This window comes from Prosthecobacter fusiformis, from assembly GCF_004364345.1.
GTDB lineage: Bacteria > Verrucomicrobiota > Verrucomicrobiia > Verrucomicrobiales > Verrucomicrobiaceae > Prosthecobacter > Prosthecobacter fusiformis.
In genome coordinates this window covers 542,538-559,429 of sequence record NZ_SOCA01000002.1, presented here as the reverse complement: position 1 = coordinate 559,429, position 16,892 = coordinate 542,538, and the positions used below count along the sequence as shown (strand labels likewise).

Here is a 16,892-nt window from a genome sequence, read left to right as displayed (position 1 = left end):
TCCAAGACAAACATCCATCCACTTACGCCACAGATCAGCCTGCGGAGGAGATCTCAGCTTCGGTGCGCTTACGCTCGCGCTGACGCTGAGCAGAGTCCAGCGTGCGCTTGCGCAGGCGGATGTTCTTCGGCGTTGCTTCCACCAGTTCATCCGGAGCGATGTATTCGATAGCGCGCTCCAGGCCAAACTTCACCGGAGGAGTGAGCTGGATACCCTTATCACCACCGGCTGCGCGGAAGTTCGTGAGCTGCTTGCTGCGGCATGGGTTGACTGGGAGGTCATCCGTGCGTGGGTTTTCACCAATGATCATGCCGTCATAGACCAGATCACCAGCCGTGACGAACAGCTTGCCGCGCTCCTGGATGGTATCCAGAGCATAAGAAGTGGCTTCACCAGCTTCGGTGCTCACCAGCGTGCCCGTGCTGCGAGTCTGCATGTGACCGGCGTGCGGTGCGTATTCGCGGAAAAGGTGGCTGTGAATACCATGACCACTCGTCAAGTTCATCAGTTCGAACTCGAAGCCGATCAGACCACGGGTCGGGATGTAAGCCTGAAGGGTCGTGCGACCGTTCTGGGCGTTCATGTCTTCGATGCGGCCTTTGCGCTCGGAGATCGTCTTCATCACACCGCCGAGGTAGTCATCCGGCACGTCGATGTAAAGAGTTTCAAACGGCTCGCAGATCACGTCGTCAATGCGCTTCGTGATCACCATTGGGCGGGAAACCAGCACTTCGAAACCTTCACGGCGCATTTGCTCCACCAGGACGGCAATCTGCATCGCACCACGAGCGCTCACGTCAAAGATACCAGCCGTATCCGTGTCATTCACAGACAGGGTCACGTTCATCTTCTGCTCGCGCTCCAGGCGGTCCTTGATTTTACGGGAGGTCACGTGGTCACCTTCACGGCCGGCCAGAGGGCCGTCGTTCACCGCGAATTGCATCACGATGGTCGGAGGGTCGATCGCCACGAATGGCAGCACAGGAGCATCCGCTGCACCCGTCACTGTCTGGCCGATGTCCACATCTTCAAATCCGGAAATACCGACGATGTCGCCAGCGCCGCCTTCCACGGAGTCGCTGGTGGTCAGAGTCGTGTATTGGAAAACTTTGGTCACTTTGATTGGCGTCGGCTTGTCGCCCGGGTTTTTGCCCTGGAGGAAAACTTTGTCACCCATCTTCACCGTGCCACGGGTCACTTTGCCGATGGCCACACGACCCACGAAGTTGTCCCAGTCAATGTTGGAGACCAGCATTTCAAAGCTGCCTTCCAGTTCAGCCTTCGGTGCCGGGATATGCTCCACGATTTTTTCCAGGAGGAAAGTCATGTCCTTCTGCTCGCCTTCAGCCGTGTCGCTCACCCACAGGGCGCGGGCACTGCCGTAAACGAAAGGCGCATTGAACTGCTCTTCCGTAGCTTCCAGTTCCATCAGCAGTTCCAGCACTTTATCATGCACTTCATCAGGCTTGATGTGCGGACGGTCCATCTTGTTGATGAACACGATCGGCTTAATGCCCTGCTGCATCGCCTTCTTCAAAACGAAACGCGTCTGCGCCTGGGGGCCTTCATAGGCGTCCACCACGAGCATCACCCCGTCCACCATCTTCATCACACGTTCCACTTCGCCGCCGAAGTCGGCATGTCCCGGTGTGTCCACAATGTTGATGATGTTTTCACCCCAGTGAACGGAAGTGTTCTTCGCCTTGATGGTGATCCCCTTCTCCTTTTCAAGGTCCATGCTGTCCATCGCACGCTCGGCGATGGCCTGATTTTCACGGAAGTTGCCGCTGGCGCGAAGCAGAGAATCCACAAGCGTAGTTTTGCCGTGGTCAACGTGAGCGATGATGGCGATGTTCCGGATCTTTGAAGGAGGGGTCATTAGAAGGGCGTATGGGGGAAGGGGCGCGGAGACTAGCAGGTTTCACGCCTTTGGCAAATGAGCGTTTTGTTTCAATCTCCCCAGAGATCCCCGATTCCCCACCCCAACACCCTCCAGAGCCTTAAAAAAATCTTTCTACCCCAAATCTTTTTACCCTCTCACCATCTCAAATCGCGACCTCAAATCTCAAATCTCAAATCTCAAATCTCAAACTGAGCACTGAGCACTGAGCACTGCCCCCCCTGTCCCCATGATCCGCCCCCTCCAGCAAGACGATGCCCTCCTGGCAGATATCACCAGCGTTCCCGCCAGCGAAGACCGCCTCGACCTCTGGTGGCTCGGCCAGAGCGGCTTCCTCGTGAAATGGAATGGCCACTCCTTTTTATTCGATCCCTACCTTTCCGATTCCCTCACCCATAAATACGCCGCCACGGACAAACCCCATGTCCGCATGACGGAACTCTGCCTTTCCCCTGCCCGGCTCACAGATCTCACCTTCGTCACCGCCAGCCATCTCCATACCGACCACCTGGATGCAGAAACTCTCATCCCCCTGGCCCAGTCGAATCCCGGCCTGTCCCTCTTCCTTCCCGGCCCCATCATCCCCGAAGCCCAGGCCAGACTTGGCGATGCCCCGCTCACTTATTTAGAGCTGAATGAAGCCGACCAGTACCAAAACGAAGCCCAAGGCTGGTCCATCACCGGCGTCGCCTCCGCCCACAATGACCTGAAGACCGATGACCAGGGCCGCCATTATTACATCGGTTTCATCTTCCGCTGCGGTCCATTTACTCTCTACCACAGCGGCGATACCCTGCTGCATCCGCGCCTCATCCAGAGCCTGCGTGAATTTCAGTATGACCTCATGCTGCTGCCCATCAACGGCAACAAGTCCGAACGCCGCGTCGCTGGCAACCTCAACGGCACCGAAGCCGCCACCCTCGCCCGCGCCTGCGGGGCTAGGCTCGTCGTCCCCTGTCATTACGACATGTTCGAATTCAACACTGAAACCCCCGAAGAATTCATCCAAGCCTGCACCCGCCTCCACCAGCCCCACCGCATCCTCCAATGCGGCGAAAAGATTACCCTTAAGGCAAAGTAATTCTGAGCTTCAGCTCACCGAGACCTCCCATCACAGGTCTGACAACCATCTCTTCCTGCTGGTGTCTGTATCGCCATGCAACCTGCCTGCTTGCCAGCGCTTATAAATAGGATGATACTAAACATTATTATACATCATATCACAATCCCTTCTCATCCTCCTTTTTCAGACATCATTAAACACTGCCATTCATACTTTCTCATTATGAATATTATGAAATATCCGGCATCACTCGCCGCCACGGATCCCCCCCCGTCCCCGATGGGGATATGTTTCCCCATGAAATCCCCATCGCCAGCCATTTGATAACCAACGCCTTGCATCAGAAAATCCCCACATGGGGAAAAAATAAAACGACATCCCCATTCCCCATCCAGCTCATTCCCCCTTCCGCCCGCCCATAAAAACCATATCTCCCGTGGCGCTACCAAACCACATTTCCACCCTCAAACACCTACCCCTTAACGTTTTTAAAATAGACCCACAACCGCCACTTCATCGCCCTCATGATCTCCTCCACCCAACCAGCCACCCGTGACGATGTCGCCCGTCATTACGACCAGCTCGACCGCTTCTACCGCGAGATCTGGGGCGATCACGTCCACCACGGTCTCTGGATCACCGGGCGCGAAACCAGTGAAGAAGCCACTCGTAATCTAATGGACGCCGTCGTCGCCAAAGCCCGTCTCTCTCCCGGCATGGAACTCTGCGATGTTGGCTGCGGCTACGGTCACACCTCTCGAATCATCGCCACCGAGCAGCTAGTGAAAGTCACAGGACTCACCGTCTCTCCCGCGCAGCAGCGTTACGCCGTCAGCGCCACCCCGCCAGATCTCCCCGCAACATTTCTCGTCGAAGACTGGCTCCACAACGAACGCCCCACCGCCGCCTTCGATGCCCTCATCGCCATCGAAAGTACCGAGCACATGGCCGACAAGGCCCGTGTCTTCAGCGAGGCTGCCCGGGTACTGAAACCCGGTGGCCGCATGGTCATCTGTGCCTGGCTGGCCAATGAAACGCTCAAGCCCTGGCAACACCGTCATCTGATCGAGCCCATCTGCCGGGAAGGCCGCATGCCCGGCCTCGGCACACAGACCGAGTACACCAGTTGGATGACCAGTGCCGGGTTCCAAGTCGAAGACGTCCAAGACGTTAGCCCCCAAGTCTCCCGCACCTGGCCCATCTGCGCCTGGCGTTTCATCCTCCGCACCCTCCGTCGCCCCAGCTATATCCGCTTCCTCCTCGACCCCAAAAACGACAACCGCATCTTCGCCCTCACCATGCTCCGCCTCTGGCTCGCCTACCACACCGGCGCCATGCGCTACGTGATCTTTTCAGCCACTAAAAGCTGAAGAAAGGGATTATCCATCGCCGCCCAAAAAAACGTGGAGCCGGTCTCCCGGCTCCACGCTTCAATTTTAAGGATGCACTTAAGGTTAGTCAGCTTTCACAAAGGCCAGCATGGTCTTCAGCATGATGGTCACGGAAAGAGCACCGGCATCTGGGAAACCGAGGCAGGCTTCACCCAGGGTCTTGGCACGGCCAAACTGGGCGATCATTGCTTTGCTGGCTTCCACACCCGCTTCCGCCGCGGCCACGATGGCCGTGAGGGCTTCGGGCAGAGGCTGGCTGGCGACTTCCTTGGCCTTGTCGGCGGCAGGAGCCAGGGCGTCAATCATGGTCTTGTCACCCGGCTTGGCACCGCCCCGCTTCATCACGCCTTCCAGCGCGGCTTGCAGGAAAAGGGACAGCCCCTCGGCATCCAGGGATTCGCGGCCTGTCACAGCCTTACCACCCGCGCGATAAACCGTACCAAAGAGGGCACCGGAGGCCCCTCCCATGCTGCTCATCATCGCCGATCCCGTCGTCACAAAGACCTGCTCCACACTGGCGGCATCCAGAGGTTCCAGCTTCGCCTTCACCTCCTCCATACCGCGCTTCATGCCCAGGCCATGGTCCCCGTCACCGAGGTCACGGTCAGCCTGAGACAACATCGGTTCAGCCTCAATGATGGCATCCGCCACCTGCAGCATCATGAGCCGCACTTGATTGGGTGTCAGTTCCATAATGGTCACTCCTTACTTCGTGCCCTTGGTCTTGAGGTCGTTGTACATCTGGAAACCCTGTTCAGGGGTCAGTCCTTCATGCACCACGCCACGGACGGCCTGCATCATGCTGATCGGCGCATCGCTCTGGAAGATGTTGCGGCCCATGTCCACTCCGTTCGCGCCCTGCTGGATCGCGTTGTAGCACATGCTCAGCGCTTCCAATTCAGGCAGCTTCTTGCCGCCGGCAATCACGATCGGCACGGGGCAGCAGCTCGTTACTGTTTCGAAGTCTTCTTCCGTGTAGTAGCACTTGACCACGTTGGCTCCCAGTTCCGCCATGATGCGGGTGGCCAAGCGGAAATACTGTGCAGTGCGAGCCATCGCACGGCCCACGGCGGTCACACCCATCACGGCGATGCCGTAACGGCTGGCAGCATCCACCAGGTCGGTCAGGTTCTTCAGGGACTGGCGCTCGTAAGCGCTGCCGATGAAGACCTGTACGGCCAGCACGCTGGCGTTGAGGCGGATGGCTTCTTCAATGTTCAGCGCGGTGCTTTCGTTCGAAAGAGGCTCAAAGCCCGGGCGGCCAAACTTCACCTTCTTACCGTCCAGTTCGCCTTCCCACTCTTCAAACGGGCTGACCATGGAAGTACCGCCGGAGGCACGCAGTGCGATGGCTTTCTGAGTAGAAGCCGGGATGACGCTGCGCTGGATGCCACGGGTGAGCATGAGGCAGTCAGCATAAGGCTCAAGCGGGAGGATGGTCTGGTCCACACGCTCCAGGCCAGTCGTAGGGCCCTGGAAATAACCATGGTCAAAGGCAAGCATCACCGTACGGCCGTCCTTCGGATTGAAGACCTTGCTCAGGCGGTTCTTGAGACCCCAGTCATACTGGTGGGAGCCCTTCAGGAAAAAGCCAGGGGCTTCCTGTGGGATGCTGGTGAAGTATTCCTTCTCTTTCTTGTCTGCTGCGCTGGTGCTGATATCGGCCATAGTTTGGGTCGGGTTGGAATTAAGGGCGGATATGCTAACCAGACGGGTCTTGTCATCCATACCACCGTTGGCTAGACTTGTGTCGAATTCCGCAATCTGCAATGGAAAAACCCGTTCTCAGTCTTGTTCCCCCTGGTGCCGCCCATCGTGTGGTTGGCAACCGGGCCGTCGCCCTCCCCGGCGTGACCGTGGACATACTGACGACCCGCAAGATTGAGCTGGAGCAATGGGAACTGCGCCGTTTCCATGACCCCTACTGGCGATTATACTGGCCCTTGGTCGCGGGAGGTATAGTCGAAATCGACGGTCATGAAACAGCGCTTATACCTGGCAGCGTTTACCTGATTCCCCCGCATACCACCTTCAGCACCCGGACCAGCCAGCCCTTTGCCAAATGGTATGCCCATTTCAACCTCGGCCCCCTGGCGGATCGCGCGGCACCCGGCATCTATAACTATCCCATCACGCCGGAGATGCGCCTGCTGATGCAGAAGCTGACACTCCCGGCCAGTGAAAAGATCCGCTTCCCCTGGCTATCCATTCTTTGGGTGCTGGAGGCTGTGCAGTGTCTGCCAGCCAAGGTCTGGGAGCAGCAGCGCCTGGATGCCCGTGTCCTTACGGCGATGGAGTTCATGAACACCCACTTGAGTCTCAAGCTGACGGCGGAGCAGATCGCCAAATACGCCGGGCTGAGCGTGCGAAATTTGAACCACCTGTTTCAGCAGGAACTCCAGCAGGCCCCCATGCGTGTGCTGCTGGACTATCGGCTGGACGAAGCCTGCCGTCTGCTCCGGCATGGGGATACCAGCATCGACGAGATCGCCGAGCAGTGCGGTCTCATCAACCGTCACTATCTCAGCCGCATGATGCGGCAGTATAGAAACACCTCCCCTGCGGCCTATCGCAATGAGATGCTTTAAACACGGCCGAGGATCAGCGCAGTATCAACTGAGGCCACAAGATCACCATTCCGGGCAGAGTATTTTATAACACCATGAAGTCCCTTCTCCTGCTCCTGCTGCCACTGTCCCTCCATGCGGCACGTTTTCCTGAAAAGACGCCGGATTCCCCCGGCGCCCGAATGCTGGATGGCTACATGCAGCAGCAGACAACCGACATTGAGGAAAAAGGCGGGCTCAAAGACATCCAGACAGCCGAGGACTGGCAGGCCAAAGCCCCTGAATACCGCCGTCAACTCGCTGAAATGCTGGGCCTGGATCCAATGCCTGAACGGACCGCCCTGATGCCGACCAAGACCGGCGAGGTCAAGGGCGACGGATACGTCATCGAAAACATGCACTACCAGGCCGTGCCGGGGCTGTATGTGACCGCCAATCTATACCTGCCCGAAAAGGTTGAGAAACCGCTGCCCACCATTCTATACGTTTGCGGTCATTCGAATGTGATGAAGGATGGCGTCAGCCTGGGTAACAAGACAGGTTATCATCATCACGGCATCTGGTTTGCCCGCCATGGTTATGTCTGCCTCATCATTGATACCGCACAGTTGGGTGAGATTCGCGGTGAGCATCATGGCACATTTAGCAAAGGCCGTTGGTGGTGGTTTTCACGCGGCTATACCCCGGCCGGGCTGGAAGCCTGGGCAAGCATACGCGGACTCGATTACTTGGAAACCCGGCCGGAGGTGGACAAGACACGCTTTGGCGTCACCGGACGCAGCGGCGGCGGTGCCTATTCCTGGTGGGTGGCTGCGCTGGACGACCGAATCAAGGCGGCCGCCCCGACCGCAGGTGTCACGAACATGCGCAACCATGTCGTGGACGGCTGCATCGAAGGCCACTGCGACTGCATGTTTTATGTGAATACGTATCGTTGGGACTATGACCGTCTCGTTGCCCTGGTAGCTCCGCGGCCACTGCTCATCTGCAACACGGACAAGGATACCATCTTCCCCATTGATGGCGTCTTCAGCATCTATCAGAACGTCCGCCGCATCTATACGTTGTTAGGGCAGGAAAAGAACATCGGCCTGCAAGTAGCCGAGGGAGGCCACCTGGATCTGCAACCTCTCAACAATGGAGCCTTCCACTGGTTCGAACGCCACCTCAAAGGCGCCAATGCCATGGCTGTGCTGGATGAAGGCGCAAAAAAATCCCTGGAGCCTGAGGTCCTCAAAGTCTTGAAAGAGATTCCCCAAGATCAGAAAAACACGGCCATCGACGAAACCTTCGTCCCGAAGGCAACACCGCCTTCTCCTCCCATAGCCAAGGCAGACTGGGACAAACAACGCGATGCATGGATGACAGCGCTCAAGGACAAGGTCTTCGTCAACTGGCCAAAAGAAGCCCCTGCCCTGACCATGGCCAAGGAGAATAGCATTGAGCGCGACGGCATCCGCATGACCGCCTATGACTTTGAAACCGACCACGCCTTCCGGCTCCGCCTCTACATCGCCCATCGTAAAGGCCTCAGGCTAGAAGACCTGGACCTGGTCGCCTTGAATGTCCTTGATGGCCAGGGCTGGCAGGATTTTTGCAACACCTATGAGTCCCGGTTCTCCAAGCTCATCGAAAGCTTCCCGGTCACAGAAAAGGATGAAAAGTCATTTGAGAGCGAGAAGAAGATGTTTGAGACCTTCAAGTGGGGCATGGCCTATCTGTGCCCGCGCGGCATCGGACCGACCGAATGGACAGGCAGTGAAAAAGCCCAAACCCAAAGACAGCGCCGGTTCTACCTGGTCGGCCAGACGTTGGACTCCATGCGCATCTGGGACATTCGCCGCGCCGTGGAAGGCCTGAAGGGAATACCCGGTTTCGAGAAGACACCTCTATGGCTGCAAGCCCATCGAGACATGGCGGCGAATGCCCTTTACGCCTCTCTATTCGAGGAAGGGATTACACGGCTGGACCTCCATGAACTGCCGGCCAGTCACCAACAGGGACCAGCTTATCTGAATGTCCTCAAGTTCCTCGATATCCCCCAGGCCGCCGCCATGGCCGCAGAGAAGACGCGGGTCATTATATATACGGGAGACTCCACCGCCTGGGAATACCCGACGAATACCGCCAAGAATCTCGGGTGGCCCGAGAAGCAGTGGAGCATTCGCAAACCAGTACAATAATCCTCACTCTCCGAGTGAGGCGATCCAGAATAAAGTCCGCCCGTTCTATCAATACCCGAACCCAAGCCCCTCACTCGGAGAGTGAGGAATACTGTGCTTACCCGGCAATGAGGTCTTCGAGGTCACTTTCGAGAAGGCCCGCCATGAGGGGGGACTGATCATCAATAGCGGCTTCGACGAGGCCGCGCTTTTTGGCCTGGAGAGCCAGGATACGCTCCTCCACCGTACCCCTCAGGGCGAGGCGGTAGGCGGTGACGACGCGCTGCTGGCCGATACGGTGGGCACGGTCAATGGCCTGGGATTCGACTGCCGGGTTCCACCAGGGATCCATCAGGATGACATGGTCTGCTGCCGTCAAGTTGAGCCCATAGCCACCCGCTTTGAGGCTGATCAGGAAGACACGGCAAGCCGGGTCCGTCTGGAAGGTTTTCACCTGCGCATCGCGGTCTTGACTGCTGCCGTCCAGGTAGGCATAGGGGATCTTTTCCTCGCCTAAATAATCACGCACCAGGCGTAAATATTGCACGAACTGACTGAAGATGAGCACCTTTCCACCTCCATCAATGATGGACTCCAGCCGCTGCTTGAGCATCGGCCACTTACCTGACAGATCATCCCTGTCGAGCTTGCCGATGGTATCATTTTGAAGGCCAGTCAGACGCAGGTCACAACAAGCCTGACGCAGACGCAGCAGGACGGTGAACATCGTCATCTTGGCCCCGCCCTGGCCGGAACGCTTGCGGGCAGCCTTGATCTCCTCGCGGCCCTCTTCCAGCAGGCGACGATAGACCTCGCCCTGGGCGGGGCTGGGGTCACACCAGAGGACCTGCTCGATCTTGTCCGGCAGGTCACGCAGGACTTCGCGCTTGGTGCGGCGGAGGAAGTAGGGGCGAATGAGCTTCTTGAGGCGCTCGCTAGCTGCTTGTCCTGCCGGGGTGCCGAGGGCAGTCTGGATGGGCTGGTCGAAGCGCTCTTTGAAGTTTTCCCGACTGCCAAGGTATCCGGGAAGAAGGAACTGGTAGATGGACCAAAGGTCGCGGGTGCTGTTCTCCACCGGGGTGCCGGTGAGGGCAATACGGGAGTGGGCACGGAGGCCCCGAAGGGCTTTGGCGGCGTCCGTATCAGGGTTGCGGATGTAGCTGGCTTCATCCAAAAGGATAAGGCTCCACATTTGCTTCTTAATTACTTCAGAGTCCCTGACTATTAACTGATACGTGGTAATTATCACGTCGAAAACGTGCAGCTGATTTAGCACCTCGTCGCGCTTATTGCCCTGTGAAATGGTGACTTTAAGGTGATGGGCGAAGCGCTGGAACTCAGACAGCCAGTTCCCACAAAGAGACTTGGGGCAGACGATGAGAACAGGTTCGTGTTTCACCTGTTTCTCGCGTTTCAGTAACAAACTAGCAACCAGTGCGATGCTCTGGACGGTCTTACCGAGACCCATTTCATCCCCCAGCAGACCACCCCGCCCGGCGTGAGCGAGGGAGGTCATCCAGCGTACACCCAGAAGTTGATAAGGGCGCAGGCGTGCCCCCAGATCACCCAAAAGGCTGAGGGTGTCTTTCTCTTCGGGTAAGGGAGCGGAGGCCTCAGAACCTGGCAGGAAATAATCCGCATGGAGGGCGCTAATGCGGGCACCATCGGGGGTGATCTGGAGAGGGACGTCTTTGAGGGTATCTTCAAATTCCTCCACTTCCTGGAGATCCAGCAAATAGCGTTTGCCGTTTTTCCCCTGAACAGATCTCTGGCCGGAGCGGACCAGACGGAGGACTTCCGCACGCGGCAGGCGGAAACCATCGGGTGACTCGTATCCGAATTCCATGGCCAGCCAGTCCGAACCGGCACTCCCGCTGCCATCCGCCGGGATTTGACGAACCTGAGGCTGGATGCGGCCCACGCTGCGGGTGGCGGCGCGCCATTTTTCCCCTTCCACGATCCGCAATTCATGGCGGAGACGGGGCAGCTCTGAGGCATAAAAACGCATGACGTTATCCTGGCCACTGAGCCGGAAAACTTCGGTATCCGCCGTACCCAGCTTCAGGCCTGCGGATTTGAAACCCAGGTATTGGAGACGGGCCAAAAGGCGGGATTCTCCATGTCTGTTGGAAACGTAAAAAGTGCCAGGGGCAGCAGGGTCCTGAATGGGAAAGAGCTTCTCCGTAGCAGCAGAGGTACCTTTGGAAGTGATGTTCCAGCGCAAGCTTTGGTATTCAGCGGAAAGGGTCACATCCGCCGCCTGGAAGGAGCCATCCAGGTTCAGTATAAAAGTGCAGGGCACCGGGGCCACATGGAAGCGCTCCAGAGCTGCGCCGCGCGTCTCCACCTGGAAGACATCCGCCAGCGCATCCCGCTGGGCGACCAGCCAGGGAAGAGGGCGGCGGGCAGGCAGTCCGGCCAAGATAGTGGCCACTTCACCTTGGATAGGAGGCAGCGGGAAAAGACTGCCCGTATCCCGGCAGGTCCACCACCCAGCAGGCTGGTTTTTGAATAAAGGCCCCTGACTCGAACCTTCCAGGCTGAGCTTTACTTGGTCACCCTCTGCCTCGACGAGAAGGGCCATGCGCACAGGATCTGACGCAACTCCCACAGGGGTACCGCCGCCGGAAGGCTTGCCAGCAATGATGCGCGGGTGCCCCGCCAGCAAAGGCAGCAATTCGGCCAAAGCTTTGGCATTCAGGGACATGGGGACGCTTTGCCCTTTGACCCCCTGCTCTGCCAACCAAGCGGCCAAAAGAGATTCTTCCGCATCGCCTCCTGGCTCGAACTTGGCATAGGCTCCGATGGGTTCGCGGACGATTCCCTGGAAGAGGGTATCCGGCAGGAAAAGGGTATAGCGGCCGGGGACACGCAGCGGACGGCGGCTGGCTGGAGAAGGCGCTACGACAGGAGCCGGGGCCGGAGCTTGGGATGGTTTTCGTGGGTCATCCCGCGTCCGCGATGGAGTGGCGGATCGTGACGCAGGACTAATATGCATCAGGGCAACGGCGATTGAATGCTCACAAATCATGCCGCGACGGGCTGCCGGACAGGTGCAGAGATTGTCCACATCACTGCGGGTTTTAATGCGCAGGCCGCAGGAAAACTTCATTTTACCGCTGCCTGCTAGGCCACGCACGAGGGTGGCCTCTGCAGTTTGCAGTTCCACAAGACCGGCATCAACGAGGCCGCGAGCGGCCTTCATGGCCTGCCAGCCACCGATTTCTCCCAACCATTTCTCCGTGAATTCCATTTCTTTCTGGCGCGGGGCATGGTTCCCGTTCAATGTCGTCCGTCAAGGCAACTTATGCGGATAGTCGCGATCACCAATCAAAAGGGCGGAGTGGGAAAAACAACCACCGCTATCAACCTGTCTGCATGTCTCGCGCAGCGAGGTGTGCGCTGTCTGCTCATCGACCTGGACTCCCAGGGCAACGCGACCAGCGGCCTTGGCTTGGCTAAAGAAGAAGGCGGCAGCATTTACTCCGCCCTCGTGGAAGGCAGTGACCCGCACGACGTCATCCGCAGCACCCGGCTGCCCAACCTTTCCATCATTCGCAGCCATCAGGAACTGGCTGGTTGCGAGATCGAACTGGCCCAGCGTGGCAATCACCTGACCCGCCTGCGGGAGGTACTGGACATTCTGCGCCATTCCAACCATTTCGACTACGCCTTCCTGGACTGCCCCCCTTCCCTGGGCGTGCTGATGACCTCAGCCCTAGCAGCAGCGGATGAAATGCTGGTCCCGATCCAGTGCGAATACTTCGGACTGGAAGGTCTCTCTAGCATCGTTCAGGTCGTGCAGCAAATCCGCGACTGTGGGGTGAATCCGAACCTGCTTCTGGAAGGTATCGTGATGACCATGTACGATCAGCGCGCCAATCTGTCCAACCAGGTGGTCAATGATGTGAAAAACTACTTTGCTGAGGTTATCTATAATACCATCATCCCACGCACGGTGAGATTGGGTGAGGCCCCCAGCTATGGCAAGTCCATCATTGAATACGAGCCAGCAGGGCGCGGGGCCCAGGCTTATAATGCCCTGGCTGAAGAGTTCCTGGCCAGACGAGCGGCTAAGTAGCTGGACTGAAAGGGAGTCTCCAAGGCTAACTTAGGCAGTCTAAATGCATTTAGGTGTTCTAAAGAACATCTTAGTAAAAAAATGTTAAGCCTGCTAAATATTTAGTTGGCACTTATCGTATGGAGACTATAATCGACATTAATTATTATGATTCGTCCCGCTCTCCCGATTGCCCACTTGGCGGAAGCAAATGGCCGCTCCACAGTCCGGACTTCCGTGTCTGGTTTTGATTTTGCATTTATTATGACCACTGCCCTCACTATTGTGGGTGGGTGCTTCTTCATGCTGGAACTGGCTTCTGCGTATAGTCACGGTCGTGACAGCGCAGCCCTTAAGTTTTTAACCGAGATGACCGTCTGGCTGCCTGCCATGGCTAGCGTCGCCGGGAAATACATTCTACTCTTCCTGGCTAGCATTGTGAACTCCGCTTTGATCGTTCTGCTTGTTCAGAGTCTGCGGAAAATGGATTTCACGTTTAACCGTGTGACTTCACGCAAAGTCTCGGGCGGATTCAGAAACTCTGCCGCCAGAGTGGAAAACGTGCGCGGCAAGCGCACTCATTTCAAGACGCAGAAGGTAACAAATTCAGGTGTGCGCAAATCGAGTCCGTTTTTGCTCTCTCCGGTATTTCGCTAATGTAGTCAGCCCCTGGTAAGAAGCTCCAGAGGTTATTGATCTGTCGTGATTTTCACCTCAGGCTGCTTTCAAGGAGCCAATGGAAGTCGCAGGCACCGGGACTTGGTAAAACGATCTGGTGCTTGGAACCTGGTAGGGTCCAACGCGCGCCGGAATCGTGGTGTGAATGAGGCACGTCTGGTGTCAGGCATAGGCCTTCAGCGTCCCTCCGGGACGCCCTGGGGATTTGCACATCGGGGTCGTCTCTCCGGTGGTTCCCGGCCGCTGCGCGACCTCCACTACCGGCTATTTTCCATGCTCCCTCCGGGAGCGGGGGAAACGCTCCTGTCAAAGCAGCGTTTTGGCTACCCTCTACCATCCAACCGATCCCGTGTGCTCCGACAACTTTTCAATTCCCGTTTTTAGGCTGGATTGCTTTGGTTGTAACTAGGTCGGATGTTAGAACTCACCACGGAAGACGCAGCGAGCGGTGGGAGTTTCGTAGATGACGATTTCACACAGACCGGGGAGCTGGGGGGATAGTTTTCTCCAGAGCCAGGCAGCCATGTTTTCAATGGTGGGGTTTTCCAGGCCTTCGATCTCATTGAGGTAGGCGTGGTCCATGCGGTCCAGCAGGGGTTTCATCGCCTTGCTGATTTCAGCATGGTCGTAAACCCAGCCGATGTGAGGGTCCACCTCCCCCTCGATGGCGATCTCCACTTTGAAACTGTGTCCGTGCATTTGGGTGCACTTGTGGTGGCCGGGAAGATTGGGCAGCGTTTGAGCGGCCTCGAAGCGAAAGTCTTTGATGATGCGGCAGCGCATGGTTTTGGTAAACGAGGCTTTAACCCGCTTATGAGCTCAGGTCAATTGCCCGGCTGAGCTACTGTCTCTTTGGGGGGCATGATGGTGATGCGCAGGCGCTGCACTTTGCCATCCCATGGAGTGCTGTTGGGAAACGCTTCCCGGCTGAGCGGACCAAAACTAAGCCCTGCCGCCATTCCCTGCTGCGGTTGTGAGGGAAAGCCGTTGGCAAAAGGAGTGGGAGCCAGCACCTCACTGCGACCGGGGACGGCCATGGACATGAGCCCGTCCGCATCAATCATGGCGCGGACATTGCAAGAACCGGGCAGCAGCCCGTCACCCGTGATGGAGGTGGTTTTGCCATCTACAAAAATGCTGAGTGTGGGTTTACCTGCGACGAGATGAAGCGCCCATCCCATTTGCCCACTACCTTGTGAAACGAGGGTGCTGTTGGCATCCACGAGCGGGTTATAATCAAACACGGTATCAATGAACAGACCGCGACCTTGAATCTGTGGGGATGATTGCGGGGGGAGTTCATCACCGATTTGGAGCTTGAGGTGAAGACTGCCGTCATCGCTGGGTTTCACACCGATCTGCTCGGCTGTGCGGGAGGCTTGTTTGAACTCCTTGGGGAAAAAAGCGGCGAGGTCTTTCTTCACTGCTTCATGCGTGATCTCCGAAGCCACATTCGTCCATTCATGAGGATCGTTTTGATGGTCGTAGAGTTCCTCGCTCCCATCGGCATAACGGATGTAGCGCCAACGATCACTGCGTGCGGCGTAACTGGCACGATCTCCGCCGCCCATGGTGGTGACGGCCGGGCGTGGGCTTTTGGCGGAGGGATCACGAAGCAGGGGCAGAAGGCTCTGTCCATCCAAGTGCTCCGGGCGGGTCACTTTAACGAGGTCACAAAGTGTGGGATAAAGATCAATGAGAGAAACTGGCTGATCACTGACGGTGTCTTCTTTGGTGATTCCCGGTGCGTAAATGGTGAGAGGAATGCGGGTGGCCTCCTCCCATAACCTGCCTTTATGCCACATCTTCTTTTCCCCAAGATACCAGCCATGATCTGAGGTGAAGACGACGATGGTGTTTTTAGCATTTGGGCCGGAGGCCAGGGCATCCAGCAACTGGCCGAGCATGGCATCACAAAACGCGACGCTGGCCAAGTAGCCGCGCACGGCCTCCTTCCACTTGGCGTTTTTGAGGATCAATTCATGATGACCACCTGGCTTGTCGTGCGTCTTGGCAAAGGCTGGCACATCCTCCAGATCATCCGCCTTCACTTCAGGCAGCCGAATGATTTCCAGGGGAAACATGTCATAGTATTTCTGTGGCACATACCAGGGAGAATGCGGACGATACAGGCCGACCGACAAGAAGAATGGCTTGCGTGATTTTTGCCGTAGAAAACCAGCCGCCCAGGTGGTGACGGCACCGTCATCAGTGAGTTCATCCGGGACATTGATCTGGCCCCAGTCCCAATGCCAGATATTGAGTCCGTTAAAATTCTGCCCTGTGTGTATGGGCATGTCCGGGATCTGAATGCCCGGCTCAGGAAAGCGGGTCTCCCAGGCGGCATCCTGCTCAAAACCGCGTCGGCCACCATGCCAGCCGGTCAGAAGGCCATCCGGTCCGCCATGATTGGCATGGAAGATCTTTCCACCGGCGGCTGTGGCAAAGCCCATGTTCTTAAAATGCTCAGGCAGGGTGGCGCGGTCAGTGAGCTGCACGCTGCGACGCCAGTCCTGCTCATTGCCAAAGACGCCGCTGGAGGAAGGCAGCATGCCGGTGAGCAGGCTGGTGCGGGAAGGATTGCACAAGGCGAAATTGCAGTGCGCATTGGTGAAGCGCATGCCCATTTTGGCCAGCCGATCCATGTTAGGCGTAACGGTCTGCGGATGACCTCCCATCCAGCCTACGTAATCCCGAAGATCATCAGCGATGATGAACAGTACGTTAGGCTTGCCGGCAGCACTGCGTGTTTTCACTTTGGCCGCCGCAGGCGATGCGAGCGGGATGAAACAGAGGCTGAAAAGAAGAAAGCGACCAGGGGCGAACATTGTCTGCACTGGAGCATCTCCATGAGTGCATGCAACCGAAGCGGATGAACCGGATTTTTTGCAATATGGGAATGGATGGTGCTACTGAGTAGCAGGGGATTCACGGAATTGGCAAAAGAGGCAGGGGCAAAAAGAACTCGTGAATCGATTCTAAATGAAATGAATTTAGCCCTTCCGCCAGGAATCATTTATGAGTGTCGTGGATTCATCATTCGCTAAGAGAATGTGCAAAAAGGATGCCTC

General features: G+C 57.1%; 12 protein-coding genes. 6 read left to right on the top strand and 6 right to left on the bottom strand.

What is annotated here, in order from left to right:
- Positions 1 to 34: 34 nt before the first annotated feature.
- The gene (gene typA / locus EI77_RS08205) at positions 35 to 1,879 is read right to left on the bottom strand and encodes a translational GTPase TypA (protein ID WP_133794547.1); all 1,845 of its coding nucleotides are present in this window, start codon (positions 1,877 to 1,879) and stop codon (positions 35 to 37) included.
- 250 nt (positions 1,880 to 2,129) lie between these two features.
- On the opposite strand from typA, the gene EI77_RS08200 reads away from it, so the two are divergent.
- Both EI77_RS08200 and EI77_RS08195 read left to right on the top strand, forming a co-directional pair.
- The gene (locus EI77_RS08200; protein WP_133794545.1) at positions 2,130 to 2,981 is read left to right on the top strand and encodes an MBL fold metallo-hydrolase; all 852 of its coding nucleotides are present in this window, start codon (positions 2,130 to 2,132) and stop codon (positions 2,979 to 2,981) included.
- Between the two features lie 506 nt (positions 2,982 to 3,487).
- Positions 3,488 to 4,333 carry an SAM-dependent methyltransferase gene (locus tag EI77_RS08195; protein ID WP_133794543.1) on the top strand — a complete coding sequence of 282 codons (846 nt, stop codon included), beginning with the start codon at positions 3,488 to 3,490 and terminating at the stop codon, positions 4,331 to 4,333.
- Positions 4,334 to 4,417: 84 nt separating this feature from the next.
- Here the strand turns inward: EI77_RS08195 and dhaL are convergent, their stop codons facing one another.
- Complete coding sequence (gene dhaL / locus EI77_RS08190) at positions 4,418 to 5,047, bottom strand: dihydroxyacetone kinase subunit DhaL (RefSeq protein ID WP_133794541.1); 630 nt, start codon at positions 5,045 to 5,047, stop codon at positions 4,418 to 4,420.
- 12 nt (positions 5,048 to 5,059) lie between these two features.
- Entirely contained in the window at positions 5,060 to 6,022 is a 963-nt protein-coding gene (locus tag EI77_RS08185; protein WP_133794539.1) for a 3-hydroxy-5-phosphonooxypentane-2,4-dione thiolase, read from the bottom strand.
- A 101-nt stretch (positions 6,023 to 6,123) separates the two neighbouring features.
- Between EI77_RS08185 and EI77_RS08180 the strand changes: the two genes are divergently transcribed.
- Both EI77_RS08180 and EI77_RS08175 read left to right on the top strand, forming a co-directional pair.
- Positions 6,124 to 6,942: an AraC family transcriptional regulator gene (locus tag EI77_RS08180; protein ID WP_133794537.1), complete on the top strand. Its 819-nt coding sequence runs from the start codon at positions 6,124 to 6,126 to the stop codon at positions 6,940 to 6,942.
- 74 nt (positions 6,943 to 7,016) lie between these two features.
- Complete coding sequence (locus tag EI77_RS08175) at positions 7,017 to 9,104, top strand: alpha/beta hydrolase family protein (RefSeq protein WP_133794536.1); 2,088 nt, start codon at positions 7,017 to 7,019, stop codon at positions 9,102 to 9,104.
- 97 nt (positions 9,105 to 9,201) lie between these two features.
- Here the strand turns inward: EI77_RS08175 and EI77_RS08170 are convergent, their stop codons facing one another.
- Positions 9,202 to 12,336, bottom strand: coding sequence for a DEAD/DEAH box helicase (locus EI77_RS08170; RefSeq protein ID WP_133794534.1), 3,135 nt, complete (start codon positions 12,334 to 12,336; stop codon positions 9,202 to 9,204).
- 54 nt (positions 12,337 to 12,390) lie between these two features.
- Between EI77_RS08170 and EI77_RS08165 the strand changes: the two genes are divergently transcribed.
- Positions 12,391 to 13,164, top strand: a complete 774-nt coding sequence (locus EI77_RS08165; RefSeq protein WP_133794532.1) for a ParA family protein — start codon at positions 12,391 to 12,393, stop codon at positions 13,162 to 13,164.
- 147 nt (positions 13,165 to 13,311) lie between these two features.
- Positions 13,312 to 13,800: a hypothetical protein gene (locus tag EI77_RS08160; RefSeq protein ID WP_133794530.1), complete on the top strand. Its 489-nt coding sequence runs from the start codon at positions 13,312 to 13,314 to the stop codon at positions 13,798 to 13,800.
- A gap of 438 nt (positions 13,801 to 14,238) precedes the next feature.
- Here the strand turns inward: EI77_RS08160 and queD are convergent, their stop codons facing one another.
- Both queD and EI77_RS08150 read right to left on the bottom strand, forming a co-directional pair.
- On the bottom strand, positions 14,239 to 14,604 hold the full coding sequence (gene queD, locus EI77_RS08155; protein ID WP_133794528.1) for a 6-carboxytetrahydropterin synthase QueD: 366 nt from the start codon (positions 14,602 to 14,604) through the stop codon (positions 14,239 to 14,241).
- A 41-nt stretch (positions 14,605 to 14,645) separates the two neighbouring features.
- On the bottom strand, positions 14,646 to 16,649 hold the full coding sequence (locus EI77_RS08150; RefSeq protein ID WP_133794526.1) for a sulfatase: 2,004 nt from the start codon (positions 16,647 to 16,649) through the stop codon (positions 14,646 to 14,648).
- Positions 16,650 to 16,892: the final 243 nt, after the last annotated feature.